Annotated in this window: 23 protein-coding genes; 17 read left to right on the top strand and 6 right to left on the bottom strand. The window is 73.6% G+C overall.

Annotated elements, in window-relative coordinates; genetic code table 11:
* The first annotated feature begins 243 nt into the window (after positions 1–243).
* The 3 genes from rsmD (at position 244) to FV227_RS21280 (ending at position 4175) form a co-directional block, all read left to right on the top strand.
* A complete protein-coding gene (gene rsmD / locus FV227_RS21290) occupies positions 244–1218 on the top strand; it encodes a 16S rRNA (guanine(966)-N(2))-methyltransferase RsmD (protein ID WP_348643786.1) in 975 nt (324 codons plus the stop codon).
* 27 nt (positions 1219–1245) lie between these two features.
* Positions 1246–2208, top strand: coding sequence for an NAD(P)-dependent oxidoreductase (locus FV227_RS21285; RefSeq protein ID WP_147729468.1), 963 nt, complete (start codon positions 1246–1248; stop codon positions 2206–2208).
* 257 nt (positions 2209–2465) lie between these two features.
* On the top strand, positions 2466–4175 hold the full coding sequence (locus FV227_RS21280) for an IlvD/Edd family dehydratase (RefSeq protein ID WP_147859842.1): 1710 nt from the start codon (positions 2466–2468) through the stop codon (positions 4173–4175).
* Positions 4176–4190: 15 nt separating this feature from the next.
* On the opposite strand, the gene FV227_RS21275 is transcribed toward FV227_RS21280, so the two are convergent.
* Both FV227_RS21275 and FV227_RS21270 read right to left on the bottom strand, forming a co-directional pair.
* Positions 4191–5567, bottom strand: a complete 1377-nt coding sequence (locus FV227_RS21275; RefSeq protein ID WP_147729470.1) for an ATP-binding protein — start codon at positions 5565–5567, stop codon at positions 4191–4193.
* Positions 5564–6283 carry a response regulator gene (locus FV227_RS21270; protein WP_147859841.1) on the bottom strand — a complete coding sequence of 240 codons (720 nt, stop codon included), beginning with the start codon at positions 6281–6283 and terminating at the stop codon, positions 5564–5566. Before FV227_RS21270 ends, FV227_RS21275 begins: the two co-directional genes overlap by 4 nt.
* Positions 6284–6495: 212 nt before the next feature.
* On the opposite strand from FV227_RS21270, the gene FV227_RS21265 reads away from it, so the two are divergent.
* The 4 genes from FV227_RS21265 to FV227_RS21250 all read left to right on the top strand — a co-directional run bounded on the left by FV227_RS21265 (position 6496) and on the right by FV227_RS21250 (position 9869).
* A complete protein-coding gene (locus FV227_RS21265) occupies positions 6496–7884 on the top strand; it encodes a DUF1800 domain-containing protein (RefSeq protein ID WP_147859840.1) in 1389 nt (462 codons plus the stop codon).
* A gap of 4 nt (positions 7885–7888) precedes the next feature.
* Positions 7889–9106 carry a DUF1501 domain-containing protein gene (locus FV227_RS21260; protein ID WP_147859839.1) on the top strand — a complete coding sequence of 406 codons (1218 nt, stop codon included), beginning with the start codon at positions 7889–7891 and terminating at the stop codon, positions 9104–9106.
* Positions 9107–9185: 79 nt separating this feature from the next.
* Positions 9186–9464, top strand: coding sequence for a hypothetical protein (locus FV227_RS21255; protein ID WP_147859838.1), 279 nt, complete (start codon positions 9186–9188; stop codon positions 9462–9464).
* Between the two features lie 66 nt (positions 9465–9530).
* Complete coding sequence (locus FV227_RS21250; RefSeq protein ID WP_147843250.1) at positions 9531–9869, top strand: hypothetical protein; 339 nt, start codon at positions 9531–9533, stop codon at positions 9867–9869.
* A 73-nt stretch (positions 9870–9942) separates the two neighbouring features.
* On the opposite strand, the gene chrA is transcribed toward FV227_RS21250, so the two are convergent.
* Together chrA and FV227_RS21240 are read right to left on the bottom strand one after the other, a co-directional pair.
* Entirely contained in the window at positions 9943–11331 is a 1389-nt protein-coding gene (gene chrA, locus FV227_RS21245) for a chromate efflux transporter (RefSeq protein ID WP_147859844.1), read from the bottom strand.
* A 73-nt stretch (positions 11332–11404) separates the two neighbouring features.
* Positions 11405–12667 carry a hemolysin family protein gene (locus FV227_RS21240; protein ID WP_279593214.1) on the bottom strand — a complete coding sequence of 421 codons (1263 nt, stop codon included), beginning with the start codon at positions 12665–12667 and terminating at the stop codon, positions 11405–11407.
* 253 nt (positions 12668–12920) lie between these two features.
* On the opposite strand from FV227_RS21240, the gene FV227_RS21235 reads away from it, so the two are divergent.
* The 3 genes from FV227_RS21235 to FV227_RS21225 all read left to right on the top strand — a co-directional run bounded on the left by FV227_RS21235 (position 12921) and on the right by FV227_RS21225 (position 15071).
* Positions 12921–13850 carry a ring-cleaving dioxygenase gene (locus FV227_RS21235; protein ID WP_147729098.1) on the top strand — a complete coding sequence of 310 codons (930 nt, stop codon included), beginning with the start codon at positions 12921–12923 and terminating at the stop codon, positions 13848–13850.
* A gap of 66 nt (positions 13851–13916) precedes the next feature.
* Entirely contained in the window at positions 13917–14543 is a 627-nt protein-coding gene (locus FV227_RS21230) for an alpha/beta hydrolase (protein ID WP_147859837.1), read from the top strand.
* A gap of 153 nt (positions 14544–14696) precedes the next feature.
* Positions 14697–15071: a hypothetical protein gene (locus FV227_RS21225; protein ID WP_147843253.1), complete on the top strand. Its 375-nt coding sequence runs from the start codon at positions 14697–14699 to the stop codon at positions 15069–15071.
* A gap of 66 nt (positions 15072–15137) precedes the next feature.
* Here FV227_RS21225 and FV227_RS21220 read toward each other — a convergent pair whose 3' ends face one another.
* Positions 15138–16556, bottom strand: a complete 1419-nt coding sequence (locus tag FV227_RS21220; RefSeq protein WP_147859836.1) for a TAXI family TRAP transporter solute-binding subunit — start codon at positions 16554–16556, stop codon at positions 15138–15140.
* A gap of 377 nt (positions 16557–16933) precedes the next feature.
* Positions 16934–17605: a sigma-70 family RNA polymerase sigma factor gene (locus tag FV227_RS21215; protein ID WP_187274894.1), complete on the bottom strand. Its 672-nt coding sequence runs from the start codon at positions 17603–17605 to the stop codon at positions 16934–16936.
* Positions 17606–17806: 201 nt separating this feature from the next.
* Here FV227_RS21215 and FV227_RS21210 point away from each other — a divergent pair, with 201 nt between their 5' ends.
* From FV227_RS21210 to FV227_RS21180, 7 genes are all read left to right on the top strand, one after another.
* Positions 17807–18262, top strand: coding sequence for a hypothetical protein (locus tag FV227_RS21210; protein WP_147859835.1), 456 nt, complete (start codon positions 17807–17809; stop codon positions 18260–18262).
* Between the two features lie 141 nt (positions 18263–18403).
* Positions 18404–19864 (top strand): helix-turn-helix transcriptional regulator, encoded by a 1461-nt coding sequence (locus FV227_RS21205; RefSeq protein WP_147728512.1) that lies wholly within the window; start codon positions 18404–18406, stop codon positions 19862–19864.
* Between the two features lie 94 nt (positions 19865–19958).
* On the top strand, positions 19959–20120 hold the full coding sequence (locus FV227_RS21200; RefSeq protein ID WP_147728511.1) for a CsbD family protein: 162 nt from the start codon (positions 19959–19961) through the stop codon (positions 20118–20120).
* 54 nt (positions 20121–20174) lie between these two features.
* Entirely contained in the window at positions 20175–20678 is a 504-nt protein-coding gene (locus FV227_RS21195; protein WP_147859834.1) for a CsbD family protein, read from the top strand.
* Between the two features lie 105 nt (positions 20679–20783).
* Positions 20784–21704, top strand: a complete 921-nt coding sequence (locus tag FV227_RS21190; protein ID WP_147859833.1) for a PhnA-like protein — start codon at positions 20784–20786, stop codon at positions 21702–21704.
* A 117-nt stretch (positions 21705–21821) separates the two neighbouring features.
* The gene (locus FV227_RS21185; protein ID WP_147859832.1) at positions 21822–22025 is read left to right on the top strand and encodes a CsbD family protein; all 204 of its coding nucleotides are present in this window, start codon (positions 21822–21824) and stop codon (positions 22023–22025) included.
* 71 nt (positions 22026–22096) lie between these two features.
* Positions 22097–22480 carry a CsbD family protein gene (locus FV227_RS21180; protein WP_147859831.1) on the top strand — a complete coding sequence of 128 codons (384 nt, stop codon included), beginning with the start codon at positions 22097–22099 and terminating at the stop codon, positions 22478–22480.
* The last annotated feature ends 149 nt before the right edge of the window (positions 22481–22629 follow it).

Below are 22629 nucleotides of genomic sequence, written 5' to 3'. Positions count from 1 at the left end.
GGTGTAGGGCCGCTCCGGGCGGGCGCCCGCGTCGCGGTCGTCGCGCCGGCGCTGCGGCTTCGCGCCGTTCTCGTCGCGGGCGTAGCGGCGCTGCGGCTGCGCCTCCTCGGCGGGCGCCCGCCCGGAGCGGCCCTACACCCCGCGCTTCAACGAGGGCGCGGATCGCGGGCCCCCGCGCAGCGATCGCGGCACGGGGTTCCGCGGGCAGGAGGCCGGCGAGCGCCCGCGCGGCGACCGCGGTGAATCGCGCGGGTACCAGGGCGAGCGCCGGGACGGCGGCCGCGCCGAGGGCGCCCGCCCGGAGGGGCGCGGCTACCAGGGCAAGAAGCCGGCCGGGCAGCCGGGCGATCGACCCGGCGGCTTCGGCGGCAAGCCCGGCGGATTTGGTGCGAAGCCCGGCGGCTTCGGCGGAAAGCCGTCGGGCGGCTTCGGCGGCAAGCCCGGCGGCGAGCGCGAGACCGGCTACAAGGGCCGCGTCGAGGGCAGCTTCAAGCCGCGCGGCGAGGGCGGGTTCAAGGGCGGCCAGGGCCGACCCGGCGGCGGGGCCGGTCGTCCGGCGGGCGGCAAGCCCGGCGGGTTCGGGGGCAAGCCGTCCGGCGGGTTCGGTGCGAAGCCCGGCGGTCGGCCCGGCGGCGGCCGTCCGCCCGGCCGCGGCGGGCGGTGAGGATCGTCGGCGGGGATTGGCGCGGCCGGCGCCTCGCCACCCCGCGCTCCGACGCGATCCGCCCGACCTCGGACCGCCTGCGGGAGGCGTTGTTCAACGTTCTGGCCCACGCCTACGACGACGCGGTGCCGGGCGCCCGCATCCTCGACCTGTTCGCCGGCACCGGCGCGCTGAGCTTCGAGGCGCTGTCCCGCGGCGCGGCCTACGCGCTGCTGGTCGACGAGGGGGCGGAGGCGCGCGGCGTCATCCGCGAGAACATCGAGCAGTTCGGCGCCGAGGGGCGCACCCGCCTGTTCCGGCGGGACGCGACCAAGCTCGGCCCCTCGGGCACCACCGGTCGCTTCTCCCTGGTGTTCTGCGATCCGCCCTACGGCCGCGACCTGGCGCCCGCAGCGCTGACGGCGGCCGCGCAGGGCGGCTGGTTGACGCCCGACGCCCTGGTGGTGATCGAGGAATCCGCCGACGCGGTCGTCGCTCTGCCGGCGGGGTTCACGGACCTGGAACGGCGGACCTACGGTGACACGGCGGTCACGCTGGCGCGCTTCACGGGCTGAGTTGCCCAAGGCGAGAAAGGCCGTTCCTTGCCCCCCCTGCCCCTCGTCCTCCTCACCAACCCGATCCACCCCGACGCGGTCGCGATGCTGGCGCCCTATGCCCGCGTCGTCGTCGCCCCCGACACGGCGGCGTCCTCCCTGCGGGCGCTCGCCCCCGACGCCGCCGGGATGATCGTGCGCGCGCAGCTGCCCGACGACATCCTCGACCACGCGCCGAAGCTTCGCGGCATCGTCCGCCACGGCGTCGGGCTGGACTTCGTGCCGCTGGCGGCCGCCACTGCCCGCGGGATCCCGGTGGCGAACCTGCCCGGCAGCAACACCGGGGCGGTGGCCGAGTACGTCCTCTCCGCCCTCCTCGCCCTGCGGCGGCGGCTCGCCGACGTCGATGCCGGCCTGCGCCGGGACGGCTGGCTCGCGGCCAAGACCCGCGCCAATGACCTCGCCGAGATCGGCGGCACCACGCTCGGCATCCTCGGGATGGGCGAGATCGGCCGCCGCGTCGCGGGAATCGCCCGCCACGGCTTCGGCCTGCGCGTGCTCGGGGCGTCGCGGACCGCGTCGGACCATGGCGGGCTCGTCGAGCCGGTGGACGTCGCGACGCTGTTCTCGGGCAGCGACGCGGTGGTGATCGCCTGCCCGCTCACCGACGCCACGCGCGGGCTGGTCGACGCCGCGCTGATCGGGCAGATGCGCCCGGGTGCGGTACTGATCAACGTCGCCCGCGGGCCGATCGTCGTGACCGATGCGGTGGTGGCGGCGCTGAACGCGGGCCGGCTCGGCGGCGCGGCGCTCGACGTGTTCGAGCATCAGCCGCTGGCGCCCGACCATCCGCTCCACGCCTGCCCGAACCTGCTGCTGACGCCGCACGTCGCCGGAACCACCGCCACGAGTCTGCGCGCGATGGGCCTCGGGGCGGTGGAGGAGATGCTCAGGATCCTGTCCGGCGAGCGGCCGCGGAACCTCGTGAACCCGGCCGCGCTGGAACGCTGACGGCTGACGGCTGACGGCTGACGGCTGACGGCTGACGGTGCGCGCGCGGAGGTGGGCGCACACGGCGCTTGGGAGCCGTGACATGGCGCGGGTCCCTTCTCCCATGGGGAGAAGGACAGGATGAGGGGCGTGAGCTTTCCGGAGAGGTCACGCCCCTCACTTCAATCCTCTTCCCATGGGAGAGGGAGCCGGTCGGCCCCCGATCCGAAACCGAGCCGCCGAGTGTGTGAACCTGGATCGGAGCGAGGAACGGCACGATGAGCAAGGGTCTGCGAAAGGGTCTCACCAGCTACGGCGATGCCGGGTTCTCGCTGTTCCTGCGCAAGGCCTTCATCAAGGCGGCGGGCTATTCCGACGACGCCCTCGACCGGCCGATCGTCGGCATCACCAACACGGCCAGCGACTTCAATCCATGCCACGGCAACGTGCCGGCGCTGATCGAGGCGGCCAAGCGCGGTGTCATGCTCGCCGGCGCGATGCCGATGGTGTTCCCCACCATCTCGATCCACGAGAGCTTCGCGCACCCGACCTCGATGTTCCTGCGCAACCTGATGGCGATGGAGACCGAGGAGATGATCCGCGCCCAGCCGATGGACGCGGTGATCGTCATCGGCGGCTGCGACAAGACGCTTCCGGCTCAGATCATGGCCGCGGCCAGCGCCGACCTGCCGACGGTGGTGATCCCGACCGGGCCGATGGTGGTGGGCCACCACAAGGGCGAGGTTCTGGGCGCCTGCACCGATTGCCGCCGGCTCTGGAGCGCGCACCGCGCCGGCCAGCTCGACGAGGCGGAGATCGCCGCCGTGGAGGGCCGGCTCGCGCCCTCCGTCGGCACCTGCATGGTGATGGGCACGGCCAGCACCATGGCCTGCATCGCCGAGGCGCTCGGCCTGTCGCTGCCGATGTCGGCGACGATCCCCGCGCCGCACGCCGAGCGCATCCGGCTCGCCGAGGCCAGCGGCCGGCGCGCCGCCGAGATGGCGGTCTTGGGCGGTCCCCGCCCGAGCGAGCTCCTGACGCCGGACGCGTTCCGCAACGCGCAGGTGGTGCTCCAGGCGATCGGCGGCTCGACCAACGGGCTGATCCACCTCACCGCCATCGCCAACCGCACGCCGCACGGAATCGACCTCGACGCCTTCGACCGGCTCGGCCGTGCGGTGCCGGTGCTGGTCGACCTGAAGCCGTCCGGCGACCACTACATGGAGCATTTCCACCATGCCGGCGGCGTCCCGAAGCTGATGGCGCAGCTCGGGGACCTGATCGACCTCGACGCCGGGACGGTGGCCGGCGGGACGCTCCGCGACGTGGCCGCGGCGGCCGAGGACGTCCCGGGCCAGACGGTGATCCGGTCGCGGGACAACCCGATCAAGCCGCTGGGCGCGATGGCGGTGCTGCGCGGCAACCTCGCGCCGCGGGGCGCCGTGATCAAGCACAGCGCCGCGAGCCCGGCGCTGCTCCAGCACGAGGGCCGCGCGGTGGTGTTCGCCTCGATCCCCGACATGACCGCGCGGATCGACGACCCCGACCTCGACGTCGGCCCCGACGACGTGCTCGTCCTGCAGAACGCGGGCCCCAAGGGGGCGCCCGGCATGCCCGAGGCCGGCTACCTGCCGATCCCGAAGAAGATCCTCGCCGCTGGGGTGAAGGACATGGTCCGCATCTCCGATGCGCGGATGAGCGGCACCGCCTTCGGCACGATCGTGCTGCACGTCACCCCGGAAGCGGCCGACGGCGGCTCGCTCGGGCTCGTCCGCACCGGCGACCGCATCCGCCTCGACACGGCGGCCCGTCGCATCGATCTCCTAGTGGACGACGCCGAGCTGGAGCGGCGCCGGTCCGAGGCGGGTCCGGCCGAGCGCCCGGCCTGGGCCGCCCGCGGCTACGCGCGCCTGCTCTACGAGACGGTCGAGCAGGCCGACGCGGGCTGCGACTTCGGTTTCATGCGCGCGGCGCCGGAGACCGGCTGAACGCCGCGACCGGCGTCAGCGTCCCGCCCCGGGCAGGACGACCTCCGCGCGCAGGCCCCCTTGCGGCAGGTTGTGCAGCCGGATCTCACCACCATGCGCGCGGATCGCCGAGCGCGCGATGGCGAGCCCGAGGCCGGTGCCGCCGGTCTCGTCGCTGCGCGAATCGTCGAGCCGGGCGAAAGGCTCGAACATCGCCTCGACCCGGTCGGCAGGGATGCCCGGCCCGTCGTCCTCGACCCGGATGCGCACGTCCGCGCCGTCGCGATCGAGCGCGAGGCGCGCACGTCGCCCGTAGCGGACCGCATTCTCGACGAGGTTGTCGAGCGCCCGCCTCAGGGCGTCGGGCCGGCCGGCGAAGGGAAGGGCTTCTGGGGCCGACAGGGTGACGTCGCGGCCGAGCGCGGCGTGGTCCGAGGCCAGCGTGCGGGCGAGCTCGGCGAGGTCGAGGGGGCCGCTCGCCTGCGAGGCGGCGTCGTCGCGGGCGAAGGACAGCGTCGCCTCCACCATCCGCTTCATGTCGCCCAGCGTCCGCACCATGCCGGCGCGGAGGTCCTCGTCCTCCACCATCTCCGCGCGCAGCCACAGCGAGGCGATCGGCGTGCGCAGGTCGTGGCTGACGGCGGCGAGCATCCGGGTGCGATCGTCGACGTAGGCCCGGAGCCGTGCCTGCATCCGGTTGAAGGCGATCGTCATCGTCCGCAGTTCCGCGGGGCCCGATTCCGGCAACGGCGCGACCATCGTGCCGCGCCCGGCCTCCTCGGCGGCCTGCGCCAGGGCTGTCACCGGACCGACCACCCCGCGCAGCCCGAGACCGACCACGGCGAGCACGGCGACGACGCTGGCGGCGATCTGGAACAGGCCGATCCGCATCCAGGGCGGCGTCGGCAGCGCGACCGGCGCCTCGCCGTTGAGCCAGCGCCCGTCGGCGAGGTGCACCGAGACCTGGAGCGCCTCCGGCTTGGCCCGGCGCCCCTCGGCCGGCGGGTCGTCGGCGACGTCGGCGACGTCGCGCCTGACCGAGTCGCGCTTGACCAGGAGCAGGCGCGCCTCGGTCGCATCCGCCTGCAGGCGGCGATCGAGGCCGTGCGCCAGCCGGGCCTCGTCGGCGTCCATCGCCCCGTCGGGGACGAGGCTCGCCGGGCCGATCGAGAAGTGGTGCCTGGGCGAGTTGAAGGCCGCGATGGTTCCTGGGACCGCGTCCGCCGGCACCGTGTCGAGCAGGCGGACGAGGATGGCGATGCGGTCGATCACCTGGGTGCGGCCGGCGGCGCGCCCGACGCGGGTCGCCTCGCTCGCGAACATCGCGAAGGCCGCGGCCTGCGCGGCCACCACCGCCAGCACCAGGAGCAGCGCCAGCCGCCAGACGAGCGAGCGCGGCACGAGGCGGCTCACCGGACCTCCCGCACGTCGGTGGCGAAGACGTAGCCGCCGCCCCACACCGTCTTGAGCAGCTCGGGATGGGCCGGGTCGCGCTCGAGCTTGCGCCGAAGCCGTCTGACCTGGTTGTCGATGCTGCGGTCGAAGGCCTGGGCGGTGCGGCCGCTCGTCAGGTCGAGGAGCTGGTCGCGCGACAGCACCACCCGCGGGCGCCGCACCAGCGCGGCGAGCAGGCGGAACTCCGCGGTGCTGAGCACGACCGCCTCGCCCGCCCCGTCGACGAGCTCGCGCCGGTCGCTATCCAGGATCCAGCGGTCGAAGGCGAGGCGCCGCGCACCGGGTTCGGCGCGCTCGCGCGGCAGGGCGGCGGCGCGGCGCAGCAGGTTCTTCACCCGGGCGAGCAGCTCCCGCGGGTCGAACGGCTTGGTCACGTAGTCGTCCGCGCCGATCTCCAGCCCGACGATGCGGTCGGTCTGCTCGGCCATCGCCGTCAGCAGGATCACCGGCGTGTCGTGCACCTCGCGGATGTGGCGACAGAGCGAGAGCCCGTCCTCGCCGGGCATCATCACGTCGAGGACGACGAGGTCGATGGCGCTGGTGCCGAGGATCGCCCGCGCCGCCGCGGCGTCGGCCGCCACGCTCACCCGCAGGTCGTACCGGCGCAGGTAGGCGGCCAGCGGATCGCGGATGTCGCGGTGGTCGTCGACGACCAGCAGGTGGGCAGCGTCCATGTCGTCGAGCCTTCGTCGTCGGGCCTTCCGCCGGCCGATCCTAGCGGCCGAGCCGGCCGGACCGCGCGGAAACAATGTCGCAAGATGTAACCGCCCGCCGGGCCTGCGACAGCTCGGCAAGAAAGTCTTCGAACCTGGGATCGTTGCGCGACAGGCGGGCGCGAAGGTCCGATCCAGGCCGCCGGTTCGGCGCGCCGCGAGGGATCGAAGCGATGACCACGGATGCGGTCCTTGCACTCAACCGGTTCGGGATCGGCGCACGGCCGGGCGAGACCGCCCGCATCGCCGGCGATCCCCGCGGATGGCTCGCCGCGCAGCTGTCCCAGCCCGCGGCGGCCCTGATCGACGATCCCGCGCTCCTGCCGTCCGATGCGGCGGCTCGCAGCCTCGCGCAGGCCCGGAACGCCAAGCGGGACCGGGCGGCGGCCGAACCCGCTTCGATGCCGGCTGCGCCCCCCCAGCCCGCGCCTCCGCCGTCCGCCGACCCCGGGCAGGTCCGGCGAACCATCGAGCGCGCCGAGGTCGAGGCCCGGCTCGCGCACGGCGCGGCGACGGAGGCCGGCTTCGTCGAGCGGCTGGCGCTTTTCTTCGCCAACCACTTCGCGGTCTCGAGCGACAAGGGGCCGGTCCGCGTGCTGGCCGGCGCCTTCGAGCGCGAGGCGATCCGCCCGCACGTGCTCGGGCGCTTCGCCGACATGCTGCGGGCGGTGCAGCGCCACCCGGCGATGCTGGTCTACCTCGACAATCAGCGCTCCGTCGGCCCCGGCTCCCCGGCCGGGGCACGGCGCGGCCTCGGCCTCAACGAGAACCTCGCCCGCGAGACGCTGGAGCTGCACACGCTCGGCGTCGACGGCGGCTACGGCCAGGCCGACGTCACGGCGCTGGCCGGGGTTCTCACCGGCCGGGGCTGGGTGCCGCCGCGGGCCGACCGGCCGGATGCCGGGCGCTTCCTGTTCGCCGCGAGCCGGCACGAGCCCGGCCCGGCGACGATCCTCGGCCGGACCTACGAACCGGGCGGCCTGGAGCAGGGCGACGCGGTGCTGGACGCGCTCGCGCGCCATCCGGCGACGGCCCGCCATCTCGCCCGCAAGCTCGCGATCCACTTCATCGCCGACGATCCGCCCGAGGGCGCGGTGGCGCGGCTCGCCGCCGCCTATCGCGACGGCGACGGCGATCTCGCCGCGATGGCCGCCGCGCTGGTCGCGACGCCGGAGGCGTGGGAGCCGGCGCCGCGCAAGTTCAAGACGCCCTACGAGTTCGTGCTGAGCGCGCTCCGGCTCGTCCCCGGTGCCGACCGACGCGACGGCCGCGTGCCGCGGGCGCTCGCCGCCTTCGGGCAGCGCACCTTCGCGCCGCCGAGCCCCCGCGGCTGGCCGGACGCCGCCGCCGAATGGCTCGCGCCGCACGCCTTCAAGGCCCGGATCGATTGGGCCGCCGAAGCCTGCGAGCGGGCGCCGCCCGCCGGCAACCCGGTCGCGCTCGCCGAGGACGCGTTCGGTCCGCTGCTCTCCGCGCCGACCCGGCGCGAGATCGCCCGGGCCGAGACCGGGGCGCAGGGCCTTGCCCTGCTCCTGATGAGCCCGGAATTCCAGCGGAGATAGCGCGATGCGGCTCAACCCACCGACCTGCGGCAGCCTGCCGACCCGTCGCGGCCTGCTCGCCGCCGGCTCGACGCTCGCGGCCGCCGGCCTGATGCCGCGGATCGCTTCGGCCGCGACCCGCGACCCGCGCTTCGTCTTCGTGATCCTGCGCGGCGCGCTCGACGGTCTCGCCTTCCTCCCGGCGATCGGCGATCCGGCCTATGCCGCCTTGCGCGGCCCGCTGGCGCTGCCGGCGTCGGGCGCCGGCGCGGCGCTGCCGCTCGGCGGCCTGTTCGGCCTCAACCCGAACCTGCCGTTCCTCAAGGGGCTATTCGATGCCCGCGAGGCCTTGATGCTGCACGCGGTGGCGACGCCCTATCGCGAGCGTTCGCATTTCGACGGGCAGGACGTCCTGGAGAACGGCACCCCGAGCCCGAACGGCAGCGGGACCGGCTGGCTCAATCGCGCGGCGGCCCTGCTGCCGTCCGCCGGCCCGGCCCGCGGACGCGACCTCTTCGCCTGCGGCGCGACGGTGCCCCTGGTGATGCGCGGGCCCGCCCCGGTGATGAGCTGGTCGCCCGGCAACCTGCGCGCGCCGCTCGACGACACGGTGATGCGGCTGGAGCGCCTCTACGGCGAGCGCGATCCGGCCCTGCTGGCGGCGCTGACCGAAAGCAATCGCCTCGACGCGATGCTGCCGGAGGGGGGGCAAGCGGTCGGCGGTCCCGGCCGCATCTACGCCACCCTGGCCGCGGCGGCGGGGCGGATGCTCGCCCGCCCCGACGGGCCTCGGATCGCGACCCTGGCGCTCGACGGCTGGGACACCCATGCCGCGGAGGGGCCGGCCTCGGGCCACCTCGCCCACCTCCTCAAGGCGCTCGACGACGCGCTGGCGGCGCTGAAGGCGGAGCTCGGCCCCGCCTGGGGCGACACCGTGGTCGCGGTCGCCACCGAGTTCGGCCGCACCGCGCACGCCAACGGCACCGACGGGACCGACCACGGCACCGCGGCGGCCGCCTTCCTCGCCGGCGGCGCGGTGGCCGGCGGGCGGGTCGTCGCCGACTGGCCGGGCCTCGCACCCGCGGCCCTGCTCGAGGGCCGCGACCTGCGCCCGACCATGGACCTGCGCGCCGTGCTGAAGGGCGTCCTGCGCGACCATCTCGGCCTCCCCGACCGGGCGCTGGCCGACACCGTCTTCCCGGGCAGCGGAGGCGTCGCGCCGATGCGCGACCTCCTCGCCTGATCCCCTGTTTCCGGGGTTCGAACCCGGAAGATCCCGGTGCGGCCGGACGGGCCGCGCCTTCCATGTCCAGGAGACTCGAATGGTGAGACGACGTCTCGGCGCCTGCATCCTCGCCGGCAGCTTGGCCGGCACCCTGGCCGCGGCCGCCCCGGCCTCGGCGCTTCCCCTCCCCGGGCTCGCCGGCCCGGACGCGACCATCGTCCAGGTCTACGGCGGCTGCGGCCCGTTCGGCCATCGCGGACCCTACGGCGGCTGCCGACCCGGCGGGCAGGCCGGCGGCTACGTCCGCGGCCGCTCGTGCCCGCCGGGCTTCCACATCGGCCCGGCCGGCCGACGCTGCCGGCCGAACCGTTTCTGACGACCCGTCACGAACGACCGATGCCGGCGGCGTGCCGCCGGCCCTCACCCGTCACAGGAGGATTCCATGAAGGCATCGTTCATCACCACCCCGGTCGCGGCGGGGATCGTCGCCCTCGGCCTCGTCGGCGCGAGCGCCGGCGTCGCCGAGGCCCGCGACGGCTGCGGCCCCGGATTCCACCGCGGGTTCTACGGCTATTGCCGCCCGAACTTCGGCTACCGGCCGTTCGTCTACCGTCGCTTCGTGCATCGCCCCGCCTTCTACGGCTACCGGCGCTTCGCCTACGGCCCGCGCTGGCATCGCTGGGGCGGCCACCGTCACGTCGGCTGGGGCGGCTGGCACCGCGGATGGGGCGGCCATCGCGGATGGGGCGGCCACCACGGCGGCTGGCATCATCGCTGGTGATCGCCGGCGCGCGTGAACCTGAGCCGCGTCGCCGCCTTCGCAGCGGCGCGGTTCCCCACGACGCGCGCGCAGCCTATCCGACCAGGCCGGCGAGGTGCAGGAGGATGCCGGCCGCCGCGCAGGCCGCCAGCGTCGGGATCACGCCGGCCTTGAGCCGGAACACGGCGACGAGCGCCGCGACGGCGAGGACGAGCGCCCACGGATTCAGGCTCGCGAGCACCGGAAGCTCGAGGCGGATCGGCCCGAGGGCGACGGGTTCGAGGCGGGCGAACAGCGTGTGCAGCGCGAACCAGACCGCGAGGTTCAGGATCACCCCGACCACCGCCGCCGTGATCGCCGAGAGCGCGCCGGCCAGCGCCCGGTCGCCGCGCAGGCGCTCGACGTAGGGCGCGCCGACGAAGATCCAGAGGAAGCACGGCGCGAAGGTGACCCAGGTGGTGAGCAGGCCCCCGAGCGTGCCGGCGAGCAGCGGCGGCAGGCTGCCCGGATTGCGGAACGCGGCGAGGAAGCCGACGAACTGCGTGACCATGATCAGCGGCCCCGGCGTCGTCTCGGCCATGCCGAGCCCGTCGAGCATCTCGCCCGGCCGGAGCCAGCCGAACTGCCCGACCGCCTGCTGGGCGACGTAGGCCAGCACCGCGTAGGCGCCGCCGAAGGTCACCATCGCCATCTTCGAGAAGAACAGGGCGATCTGCCCGAACACGTTGTCGGGCCCGAGGATGGCGACGATCGCCGCGACCGGCGTCAGCCAGAGCGCGGCCCAGACAACCGCCGTCAGGAGCGTGCGCGCGGGGGCGTCCCGCTCCTGCGGCAGCGCCGCGTCGCCGATGAGGTACGGTCCGGCATCCGTCCTGCCGGCCGCTCCGTGGCCGCCGCCGACCCGGGACTGCGGCAGGCCGGCCCGGCCCCCGAGATAGCCGGCGAGGCCCGCGGCCAGGACGATCAGCGGGAACGGCAGGTCGAACAGGAACAGCGCGACGAACGAGGCCGCCGCCAGCGCGACCATCGGTGCGCTCCTCAGGGCGCGCCGGCCGATGCGGAGCACCGCTTCGGCGACGATGGCCAGCACCGCCGCCTTCAACCCGAAGAACAGGCCGGCGACGACGCCGACGTTGCCCGACAGCGCGTAGACCCAGCTCAGCGCCATGATCGCGACGAGGCCCGGCAGCACGAACAGGCCGCCCGCGACCAGCCCGCCGCGCGTGCCGTGCATCAGCCAGCCGATATAAGTCGCGAGCTGCTGCGCCTCCGGCCCCGGAAGCAGCGTGCAGAAGTTCAGCGCGTGCAGGAAGCGGTCCTCGGAGATCCAGCGCCGCTCCTCGACCAGGATGCGATGCATCACCGCGATCTGCCCGGCCGGGCCGCCGAAGGAGAGCGCGGCGATGCGGCCCCAGACGGGGACGGCCTCGGCGAGGCCGACCGCCGGCGGGGCCGTGCGGGGCGGCGCGGCGCGGCCGGGCATCGGGATCTCGGGGCCGTCGGCCATGTCGGGGTTCGCCTCCCACCCCGCCGCCTCGGCCGGGGCGTCCGGTGTGCTACGCGGTGGCGCGGGAGGCCAGCACCTTGTCGATCCGGCGCCCGTCCATGTCGATGACCTCGAAGCGCCAGCCGCCGGCCTCGAAGGCGTCGCCCGCCGCAGGGATGCGGCCGAGCTGGTAGATCACGTAGCCGGCCAGCGTCGTGAAGTCGTCGGAATCCGGCGGCTCGGCGAGCCCGAGCCGCTCGAACGCCTGGCGGGCCGGGATCATCCCGTCGATCAGGAGCGAGCCGTCGGCCCGCTCGACCACGTCGGGCTCCTCGCCGGGCTCGGGGATGTCGCCGGCGATCGCCTCCAGCAGGTCTGTCTGGGTGACGATACCCTCCAGGGTGCCGTACTCGTCCACGACCACGGCCATGCGCATCGGCTGGCTCTGGAAGGTCTCCAGCACCGCCAGGATCGTCATGCTCTCGTGGACGACGATCGGCGCCTGCGTCGCGGAGGCGATGTCGATCGCCCGCCCGTCGAGCACCTGATCGAGCAGGTCCTGCTTGCGGACCACGCCGACGAGCTCGTCGACCTGGCCCCGGCTGACCACCACCTGGGCGTGCCCGCAGGCGCGCATGGCCTTGAGGATCGCCTCCTGCTCCGCGTCGGCGTCGACCCACTCGACCTCGTGGCGCGGGGTCATGATGTCGCTGACCCGGCGCTCGCCGATGGCGAAGATCCGCTCCACCGCCTCCTGCTGAACCTCGCGGATCAGGCCGGCCTCCTGGCTCGCCTGGATCAGCAGGTTGAGCTCGGCGGTCGAGTGCAGCGAGCCCTCGCCGTGGCCCGGCTGGAGTCCGAACAGCCGCAGCACGCCGTTGCCGAGCCCGTTGAGGAACAGGATCGCCGGCCGGAACACGAACAGGAACAGGGCCAGGGGGCGGACCACCGCAAGCGCGGTGCGCTCGCTGCGCTGGAGGGCGAGGCTCTTGGGCGCGAGCTCGCCGAGCACGATGTGCAGCGACGTGATCAGGGCGAAGGCGATCGCCACCGCGATGGAGTGGGCGGCCACCGGCCCGAGCGACAGCGGCAGCCCGTCGACCGCCGGCGCGATCAGGTGGGCGAGCGCCGGCTCGCCGACCCAGCCGAGCGCCAGCGACGACAGGGTGATGCCGAGCTGCGTCGCGGCGAGATGCGCATCGAGGCGGTCGGTCGCCCGCTGCAGCGCCGTCGCGTTCGCGCGCCGCTCGGAGACGAGCTCGGCGACGCGGCTCCGGCGTACCGAGACCAGGGCGAACTCCGCCGCCACGAAGAACCCGTTGGCCAGCACCAGGACGAGGACCGCGAGCAGCCCCAGCGCGGTCGCCCATGCATCGTCGGAAATTCGCCGTCTCCCCGCGTGTCGAACGCCCCGCCATAGCAGCCGGAGCGTCGCCCGGCCACGCCGAAGGTCGCGGAAGGCGGGCGGACCGTTCGATGTAAAATCAGAAACGATGCGTTTCCATCGTTTCGATTTCAATCGGACGGCGCAATCCTCAAGTGAGGTCCATCACCAACGCCCAAGGGCGCCAGGCAGGAGAAGCCTCATGTCCGAGATCGGCCTCCACCACGTCACCGCCTTTTCCGGCCCGGCGGCACGCAACCGCGACTTCTACACCCGCGTGCTCGGGCTGCGGCTCGTCAAGACGACCGTCAACTTCGACGACCCGGGCACCTACCATCTCTATTACGGCGACGAGGCCGGGCAGCCGGGCACGCTGCTGACCTTCTTCCCGATCGCGCATGCGGCCGCCGGCCGCGTCGGGGTCGGCGAGGCACAGGAGACCGCCTTCCGGGTGCCGCGGGCCTCGATCGGCTGGTGGGTCCACCGCTTCGTCGCGATGAATGTCGACCACCAGGCGCCGTCGAGCGCGTTCGGCGAGCCAACCCTGCGCTTCCGCGATCCCGACGGCATGCGGCTGGCCCTGGTGGGCGTCGAGGAGGCCGGCCCGGCGCCGACCTGTGAAGGCGGCGACGTGCCGGCCGAGCACGCGTTGCGCGGCCTTCACGGCGTCACGCTGCTCCTGGCCGAGGCCGGCCCGACGGCCGCGATCCTCACCGACGGCCTCGGGTTCCGCGAGGCCGCACGCGACGGCGCATCGATCCGCTACGCCGGCAGCGCGGCGGCCGGCGGATTCGTGACGCTCGCCACAGCGGCCGACCGTTCGAGCGGGCGGCCGGGGGCCGGATCGGTGCACCACATCGCCTTCCGGGCGGCCGACGACGCGGCCCAGGCGGCGATGGTCGAGCGGCTCTCGACCCACCAACGCCTCGCCGTGACCGAGCAGCGCGACCGCCAGTACTTCCGCTCGGTGTATTTCCGCGAGCCCGGCGGCGTGCTGTTCGAGATCGCGACCGACGTGCCGGGCTTCACCGTCGACGAGCCGCTCGCCACCCTGGGCAGCGCCCTGAAGCTGCCCGCCGGCCTCGAGCCGCACCGGGCGCGGATCGCGGCCGCGCTGCCCGACCTCGCCTGATCCGTCGTCCCGCCCCGCGCGAATGCGGGGCGGGATCGTCCTGCCCCACGCTTTGGGAGCCCGAACATGCCCAACCCCGATCTCGGCTTCGTCCACCGCTTCGAGCCGGGCCGCGCCCCCGTCCGGCCCCTCCTCCTCCTGCACGGCACCGGCGGCGACGAGACCGACCTGCTGCCCCTCGGTCGCATGGTCGCTCCCGGCGCGGCCCTGCTGTCGCCGCGCGGGCCGGTCCTCGAGAACGGCATGCCGCGCTTCTTCCGCCGGCTGTCCGAGGGCGTGTTCGATGCTGCGGACGTGCGGCGCCGGGCGGCCGACCTCGCGGGGTTCGTCGCCGCGGCGCGGGCGCGCTACGGGCTTCCGGCGCCGTTGGCGCTCGGCTTCTCGAACGGCGCCAACATCGCCGCCGCGATGCTGCTGCTGCACCCCGAGGCGCTGGCGGGCGCCGTGCTGCTCCGGGCGATGATGCCGCTGTCCGACCCCGCGCCGGCGGACCTCTCGGGCCGGCCGGTGCTGATGCTCTCGGGCGCGGCCGACCCGATCGTCCCAGGCGACAACGCGGCAGGGCTGGCCGCGCTGCTCGCCGCGGCCGGCGCCCGCGTCGAGCACGCGGTCCTCCCGGGCGGCCACGGCCTGTCGCAGGCCGACGTCACCCGGATCGAGGCCTGGATGACGCGCGAGGCGCCCCTGCCCTGACGCTCCGGCCGGGCGCGTTGCGCCCGCCCAGGGCCATCCCGTCGTCAGGCTCCGCCTTGGGTCGGCGCCTGCATGACGGCGCGTCGGGGTGTAGGGAGGGAACGCGCGCGCGCTGAAACCGTCGGTGCAGCGTACAAGGATCGGAACAACCCCATGGACGCCGAGCTCGCCTCCAGCCTGCGACGGGCCACCGCCGCCGCCCGGCGCCACGCCGAGAAGTTCGTCGGCCCTGCCGGCGCGGACGCCCTCCCGTGGTCGGTGGTCGATGCCTTCGATGCCGAGATCCGCGGCTCGGTCGAGCGCGACCGGCGGATCGAGGACGAGCGCGACCGCGTGCTGATCGCCGCGGTGAAGCTCGCCGACACCCGGCCGGAGGACGGGGCCGAGGCGATCGAGGCGGCCCGCGATCACCTGGTGGCGGCGATCGACTACCTGGAGCAGGCGGTGCTGCGGTTCGGCGTCGTCAACCGCGCCGGCGCGAAGCGCGGCTTCGGCTCGGCCGGCCAGCCGGTGACCGCGAGGACGTGACGTCGCCGCCGAAGCCGGGGTCTCGCCGACATCCTTTCAGGCATCCTCGGCAGGCGCGAAGCGCCGTCAGCCCTCGCCGCCGCCCGCCAGGTGAAGCCTCGGCCTGAAGGGCGGCTTGCTGCCGGGGGCGTCGCCTCCGGACACCGCGTTGCGGGCATCGGCCACGGTCGCCTTGGCGGTCTCGATGGCGATGCCGACGGCGGCCATGGTCCGCATCTCCGGCGCGCGCTCGCGGGCGTAGCGGACCACGTCCGTCGCGAGCCGGTCGATCTCCCTGTTCAGGGCCTCGATGGCGGCCGGGTCGCGCAGGGTCGGGGCCTCGTCGATGATCGCCAGCAGCCGATCCGTCACCTCATCGATCCGTTCGCGGCGCAGGCCGGCCAACCGCTGGCGGAGCCAGGCCACGGCCGAGAACAGGCCGCCGGCCAGGGCCGCCAGCAGGTAGAGGGTGTCGCCGTAGCGGTCGACGAAGCTGTGCTGCTCGCGCTCGTAATAGTCGATCGCGCCGGGATGGATCGGGATTCGCGCGCTCGTGGCCGCGACCGTCGTGTCGTAGGCCGGCGCCAGCACGTACTCGGCCGCGTCGCTGGTCTTGGCCGCGGCGGTGCGCAGCTCGAACAGGTGCTGGGTCACGTCGGCCGCGACCACCCGGCTCAGGGAGGCTCGGGCCATCAGCCGGTACGAGGCGCCGACCGTCTTGACGTCGTCGCCCGGCAGCTTGGGCTTGCCGCCGAACAATCCCCCGGGGACCGTGACGGCCTGCAGGCGCGGGAAGCGCTCGATGAGGGCGGCGTCGTCGGGCACGCCGACGAAGTTGACCTTGCCGCCCTTGCTGACGGCCTTCACCGCCTCGACGAGGGCCAAGGCCTTCGGCGCCGACGGGGCGATGATGCTGACGATCGCGTCGACCTTCCTGGCCTGGACGGCCGTGCCGACCTCGGTCGCCTCGACCGGGACGAGCAGGACGGAATGGGCCGGGACCTTCGCCCCGGCGACCTCGGTCTCCAGGGTGAGGCCGTAATAGCCGAGGAGGCTCTTCAGCAGGGAGAAGTCGGCGTCCTTGTGCGCGGCGATGCCGAGGCGCCTGCCGCCGAGCTTGGGGAAGTCGTCGATCCCGGCCGCCTCCGGCGAGACGATGATCATGGCCTGGTCCCGCAGGATCGCGAGGGTCAGGCCGTTGGTCGGCAGGTCGACGTCGGGCCGGACCACGGCAAGGTCGGCGCGCCCGTCCTGGAGCGCCGCAGCGCTCTCGCGGACGTCGTCGAACGGGATGATCTTGAGGCGGACGTTCTCGCCGCCGGCGTCGAGGGCGTCGGCATAGGCCTTGATCAGCCCGGGCTCGGTGCCGTCCCGCGGGGCGACCGCGATGACCAGCGTGGTCGCCTGGGCGAGGTAGATCGCGAGCGCGGCGGCCGCGAGGAGGACGGCGATGGCCGACACGGCGAGCGTGCCGCGCGTGAGCAGCCATGGCGGAGCCTTCGGCATCGTCGCGATCGATCCACGGGAAACGGAGAATGCCCCGATCGCCTGAACGACCGGGGGCGGCATCGGCTCCGCCGCGGAACGGACGATGTGGTCAGATCGAGAAAACGTGAAGCGGCGTCGGGGCTCGCGGCGGATCCGCGAGCTTCCGACGGTCACGATGCCTGCTTGCCGGGGGGCCTGACGGATCGCACGCCGTGCCGAACCCGAACCCGAACGCGGCGCCGCCGTAGACGAGGGCGACCGCTTTCAGAAGGCTTCTCGCAACGCGGGCGCACTTTGCGCGAGGTCGCCGTCGACGCCCGCCCGGTCCTGCGTGGAGGCGGCTGTCGGATCGAACGGGGCCGTCGGCTCGCGCGCTCCCTCGGCCGCCGCATCCCTCACGCGATGCCCAGGATCTGCGAAAGGCGCTCGCGCGCCCGGCTGACCCGGCTCTTCACCGTGCCCGGCTGGCACCCGAGGACGAGGGCCGCTTCCTCGTAGGGCAGGCCCTCCAGCACCACGAGGAGCAGGGTCTCGCGCTGCTCGACGGGGAGCTCGGCCAGGGCGGTCTGCAGCTCGATCAGCCCGATCCGATGCTCCTGCTCGGCCGGCGACGTCAGCGCCGCGGCGAAGGCGCCGTCGACGTCGCGGACCTCGCGCCGGTAGCGCTTGCCCTGGTTGATGTGCGCATTGCGCAGGATCGTGAACAGCCAGGCGACGAGGTTCGTGCCGGCCTGGAAGCGGGAGCGGTGCTCCCACGCCTTCAGCAGCGTCGCCTGGACCAGGTCGTCGGCCTCGGCCGCGCTCCGGGTGCGCATCATCGCGAAGCGGCGCAGGCGCGGCACCGCCGCGATCAGGCTGTCGCTGAAGGCCTTCGAGACCTGCCGTTCCGCCTGGGCGTCCAGCAGGGCGGCCCTGAGCCGAAGCAGGACCTGGCCGAGCCTCGTCTCGGGGTCGGCGTCGGCGACCGCTGGGAAGAGCTCGTCCAGTCGCCGGCCGATCATGTCCTGGACATGACGGGGCAACCCCTCGTTCGGCGAGAGTTCTTCGGACGCAGTACTGATGTGCATGAGGAGGGGGCGTCCTTTGTTCGTAGAGGAAGTCGCTTTGCCTGCCCCTCTACGGTCCGGCTCGTGCCCCGGGTTCTGGATGATCGATCACGTTCACGTCAATGATCCGGCTATACCAGTTCACGCCGAGCCCGGCCGCGGAACCCCGGCATCGCGACGTCGTCCCGGGCATCGCTCGGACCGCGGGCGACGCCGACGCCGATGCCCCTGGCGCACGCGTTCGCCGGGACAGCCGAGCGCCGACGACGGCGCCCACGGGGCATGGTGCGGCCTGCCGATCGGTTTGCATGCCGCTCCTGTTCGTCGCGTTCTGACGTTGCCGGCCGGCGTCGAGGACCGCGGTGCAGGGACGCGGCCTGGCTTTCGCTCATCGGCCTGCTTGTCGGGATCGGGCCGCGGGCGCGGCGTCGAGCCGGGGGCCTGCACGGTCCGGCTCGATCAGGTCGCGGCGACGGCCTGTGGAAGATCGGCCGGCGCACCTACGGCGCGGGCGACTGGTACGCGGTGATCGACGACGCCAACCGGAGCCAGATCCGCGATCCCGGCCTGATCGATCCCGGGCAGATCTTCGTGCGGCCGGGCGAAGACGCGACGATGGCCGAGAAGGACGAGAGGCGCGGCCGACCGGTCGAGGCGGTCGTCCAGGCGACGCCTTGAAGGATGAGGCGGGGCGGCTGGCGGCGCGCATCCAGCACAGGCGTCCGACTGTACCAGTTCGCCCGAAAACAAATCCTGGAACCGCGGGCGGACGGCGCTGTTTCGCGCTTCGGTTTTCTTGCGGTCGAGAAGGTGGGCAGGGTGGTTGCGGGCGTCGACAGGCACGAGCTCCGGCAGATCGTCGCCGGCCTCAGCGAAGGGGTGATCCTGGTCGAGCCCGACCAGACCATCGCCTACGCCAACGCGGCAGCGCTTGCCATGCACGGCGCCGAATCCCTCGGCGAGCTCGGCGAGACGGTGGAGATCTACCGCGAGCGCTTCGCCCTGCGCTACCGCAACAACCACACCCCGAACCAGTATCCGATGGAGCGGGTCGTTTCCGGAGAGCGCTTCCACGACGTCATCGTCGACGTGAAGCGCACCGACCGGCCCGGTGTCGACTTCGTCCATTCCCTGCGCAGCCTCGTGGCGACCGACCACGCGGGCACGCCGAGCTGCCTCGCGCTGATCCTCAAGGACGTTTCGGAGCAGTTCGAGGCCGAGGACCGCTTCGAGACCACCTTCAACGCCAACCCGGCCCCGGCGGTGATCTGCCGCCTGTCCGACCTGCGTCACGTCAAGGTCAACACCGGCTTCCTCGAGATGACCGGCTACACCCGCGATGCTGTGATCGGTCGCAGCGTCTACGAGGTCGACGTGCTCGCCGGCGCGCGCAACCGCGACCTGGCGGTCAACCGGCTCAACGCCGGCGCCACGATCCCGCAGATGGAGGCGTGCCTCGACCTGCCGGACGGCGGCACACGGTTCGTCATCGTCGCCGGCCAGCCGATGGAGCTGGGCGACGAGCCATGCATGCTGTTCACCTTCGCCGACCTCGAGCTGCGCAAGAAGGCCGAGACGGCGCTGCGCCAGAGCGAGGAGCGCTTCGCCAAGGCGTTCCGGCTGACGCCGGTGCCGACCCTGCTCGCGCGCGCCGACGGCTTCGGGATCACCGGCGTGAACGACGCCTTCGCGCGCGTCTTCGGCTACGCCGCCGACGCCGTCCTGGGACGCTCGCCCGCCGAGTTCGGCCTGTGGGTCCACGATGCGGCGCGGTCCAAGTTCGAGACCGCCCTGTTGCGCACCGGCTTCGTGCTCGGTCTGGAGGTCTGCCTGCGCCACGAGGACGGGACGAACCTCGATTGCCTCGCCTCGGCCGAGCGCGTCGAGATCGGGGACGCCGTCTTCGCCCTGCTCGTCCTGCAGGACATCACCGACCGCAAGCGCAGCGAGCGGGACATGTTCGACGCGGTCGAGGCGGTGATGGCCGACACCTCCTGGTTCAGCCGCGGCCTGATCGAGAAGCTCGCCAACCTCCGGCGACCGGGGACCGGCCACAAGGACGGCATCGCCCCGAACATCACCGTCCGGGAGCGCCAGATCCTCGACCTGATCTGCCAGGGCCAGGGCGACGAGGCGATCGCCAAGCGGCTCAACCTCTCCAAGAACACGGTGCGCAACCATTCCGCGTCGCTCTACCGGAAGCTCAACGTCCACAAGCGCACGGAGGCCATCGTCTGGGGGCGGGACAACGGGTTCCCGCTGTCGCCGACCGAGAAATAAAGACTGCCCGACTGGTACGTCTGCATCATTGTCCCGCCGGATCGGCGGACCATCTCAGGCAACGAACTTCGTCTCGGTCGCTGCGGAGACACCGATGAGTGCACAAAAGTCATCCGAGGCTTCGGAAAAGATAAAGGGCTCGGTCAAGGAAGCCATCGGCAAGTTGATCGGCGACGAAAAGGCCAAGACCGAAGGCAAGGCTCAGCAGAAATTACCGAGTGATGCGGTGAAACCGAACGTCGGGCCCAAGACGTAGCATCGACGACACTGCGCATCTCCTGCAACGTTTTTAACTCAGGACACGGACATCATGGTTGATACGGATCGGGTCACGGGTGCCGCCAAGGAATTCGGCGGCAAGGTGCAGGGCGCCGTCGGCGACCTCACCGGCTCGAAGCGGGACTCGGTCGAGGGCCGCGCCCGCGAGGCGCAGGGCTCCGCCGAGAACCTCTACGGCCAGGCCAAGGACACCGTGCGCGACGCCGCCGAGCACGTCGCCGATGCCGCCCGCGACATCGGCGGCCGGGTGCGCGACGCGGTCGGAAGCCTCGTCGGCTCCGACGACGTCGAGGACCGCGCGCGCCGGGCGCAGGGCGCCGCCGAGGACGGCTACGAGCGCGGCGAGCGCTACGTCCACAGCGCCGGCGGCAAGGCCTACGACCGGGCCGAGGACGCCTACGAGACCGGCGCCCGGTCCCTGCGCCAGGGCGGGCGCGAGGCCGCCGGCCGGATCGCCGAGCACCCGATGGCCGCGCTGCTCGTGGCCGGCCTCTTCGGCTACGGCCTCGGCCTGCTGATCCACGGCCGCGATTGATCGGCCCGGCCGCGCGTGCTCGCGCGGCCGCTCATCCCGCCTCCACCCACCGACCCCTCGAACGACCGAGCTTCTCGGACGACCGACGACCCGGAGTACCCGTACGTGTCCACTTCCCCCCTCCTCGCGACCCCTCCCGCCGCGGCCTCGGCCGACGTCCGAACCGTCCTGCTGAACCAGGTGTCGTGGGGCGCGATCTTCGCCGGCGCCGCGACGGCGCTGGTGACCCAGGTCATCCTCAACATGCTCGGCGTCGGCGTCGGCCTCTCCAGCGTCGGCGGCCCGGCAGCCGACAACCCGACCGCCTCGACCCTCTCGCTCGGCGCCGGCCTCTGGTTCGTCGGCTCCGGCATCGTCGCCTCGCTCGCCGGCGGGCTCATCGCCGGGCGCCTCTCGGGCAAGCCCGTCACGGGGGCTGCCGGCCTGCACGGCCTCGTCGCCTGGGCGGTGACGACCCTCGTCGTGCTGTACCTGCTCACCTCGGCCGCAGGCGGCCTCGTCGGCGGCGCCTTCTCGGGCGTGACCAGCACGCTCGGTGGCGCCGGCTCGCTCGTCGGCGGCACCGTGAAGACCGCGGCGCAGGCGGCGGCCCCGTCGCTGGCGCAGATCTCGAACCCGCTCGACGGGATCGAGAAGTCGGTGCGCCAGCAGGCGGCCGGCCAGGACCCGCAGGCCCTGCGCGATGCTGCCGCCTCGGCGGTCCGTGCCCTGCTGTCCGGCGACCCGGCCCAGAAGGCCCAGGCCGAGAACCGCGCCGCCGACGCGCTGGCCAAGGCCCAGGGCATCCCGGTCGACCAGGCCAAGACGCAGATTCAGAACTACGAGAAGCAGTACGACGCCGCGCTCGCCGACGCCAAGCAGAAGGCGTCCGCCGCAGCCGAGACCGCCCGCAGCGCGGCCACGCAGGGCGCGTTCTACGGCGCCCTCGCGCTGATCCTCGGCGCGCTCGCTGGCTTCCTCGGCGGCCGCCTCGGCGCCCCGAAGCCGCCGACCCTGGTCGCCGGCTACGACGCCCGCCGCGCCTGAGCCGAGTCCCAGCTGAACTCGAGCTCGGCTCAGCCCGACGCTCGGCGAACGACCGGCCGGTCCATGCGACCGGCCGGCCCCCCCGAACCCGTCCCTTCCCGCGCAAGGAGCCATCCCATGAGCAGCACCACCGACAAGCTGAAGGGCCTCGCCAACGAGGCCGCCGGCAACATCAAGCAGGCCGCCGGCAAGGTCACCGGCAACGACGGCCTGATGGTCGAAGGCAAGGCCCAGGAACTCAAGGGCGAGGCCCAGCGCACCGTCGGCGAGGCCAAGGACGGCGTGTCGTCGCTGGTCGACAAGGTCGGCGGCAAGCGCTGATCCGGCACGGCGGCGGGCGACCCGACCGGGGCCCGACCGCCGCCCGATACTTCGAAAGCCAGGAGAGATCCATGAACGGCGACCAGTTCCGCGGCGCATCGCGCCACCTCAAGGGCCGTGCCCAGAGCGCGCTCGGCGGCCTCACCGGCGACCCGGGCCGCCAGGTCCGCGGCGCCGTGAACCAGGCGGCCGGCGGCGCGCAATACGCCTACGGCCGCGCCCGCGACCGGGCCGAGGACCTTCTCGACGACGGGCGCGCCCTCGCCCACGCGGTCGAGGACCAAGCCGGCCGCTGGATCGACGAGGGCCGCGATCTCACCCGCCACGCCCGCAAGCGCGGATCGTCCTACGGCCGGCAGGCGGCGCGCTACGCCGACGACAACCGCGTCTCCGCCCTGGTCGGCCTCGCCGCCGTCGCCTTCGCGGTCGGCTGGCTGTCCCGTTCCAGGTCCTGAACCCATCCCATCGGAGACGCATTCCATGATCCGCAAGCTGCTCACCGCCTTTCTGCTCCCGAAGGTCATCGCCTACGTCAGCCGCCGCCTCGCCGGCCGCTCCGCCGCCCCGCCGAACCGCCGCGGCTACTGAAGCATCCCCCTTCCCC

It is taken from the genome of Methylobacterium sp. WL119, assembly GCF_008039875.1.
Lineage (GTDB): Bacteria > Pseudomonadota > Alphaproteobacteria > Rhizobiales > Beijerinckiaceae > Methylobacterium.
Note: the sequence above shows the minus strand (reverse complement) of the source record. Positions and strands in the feature narration are given on the sequence as shown.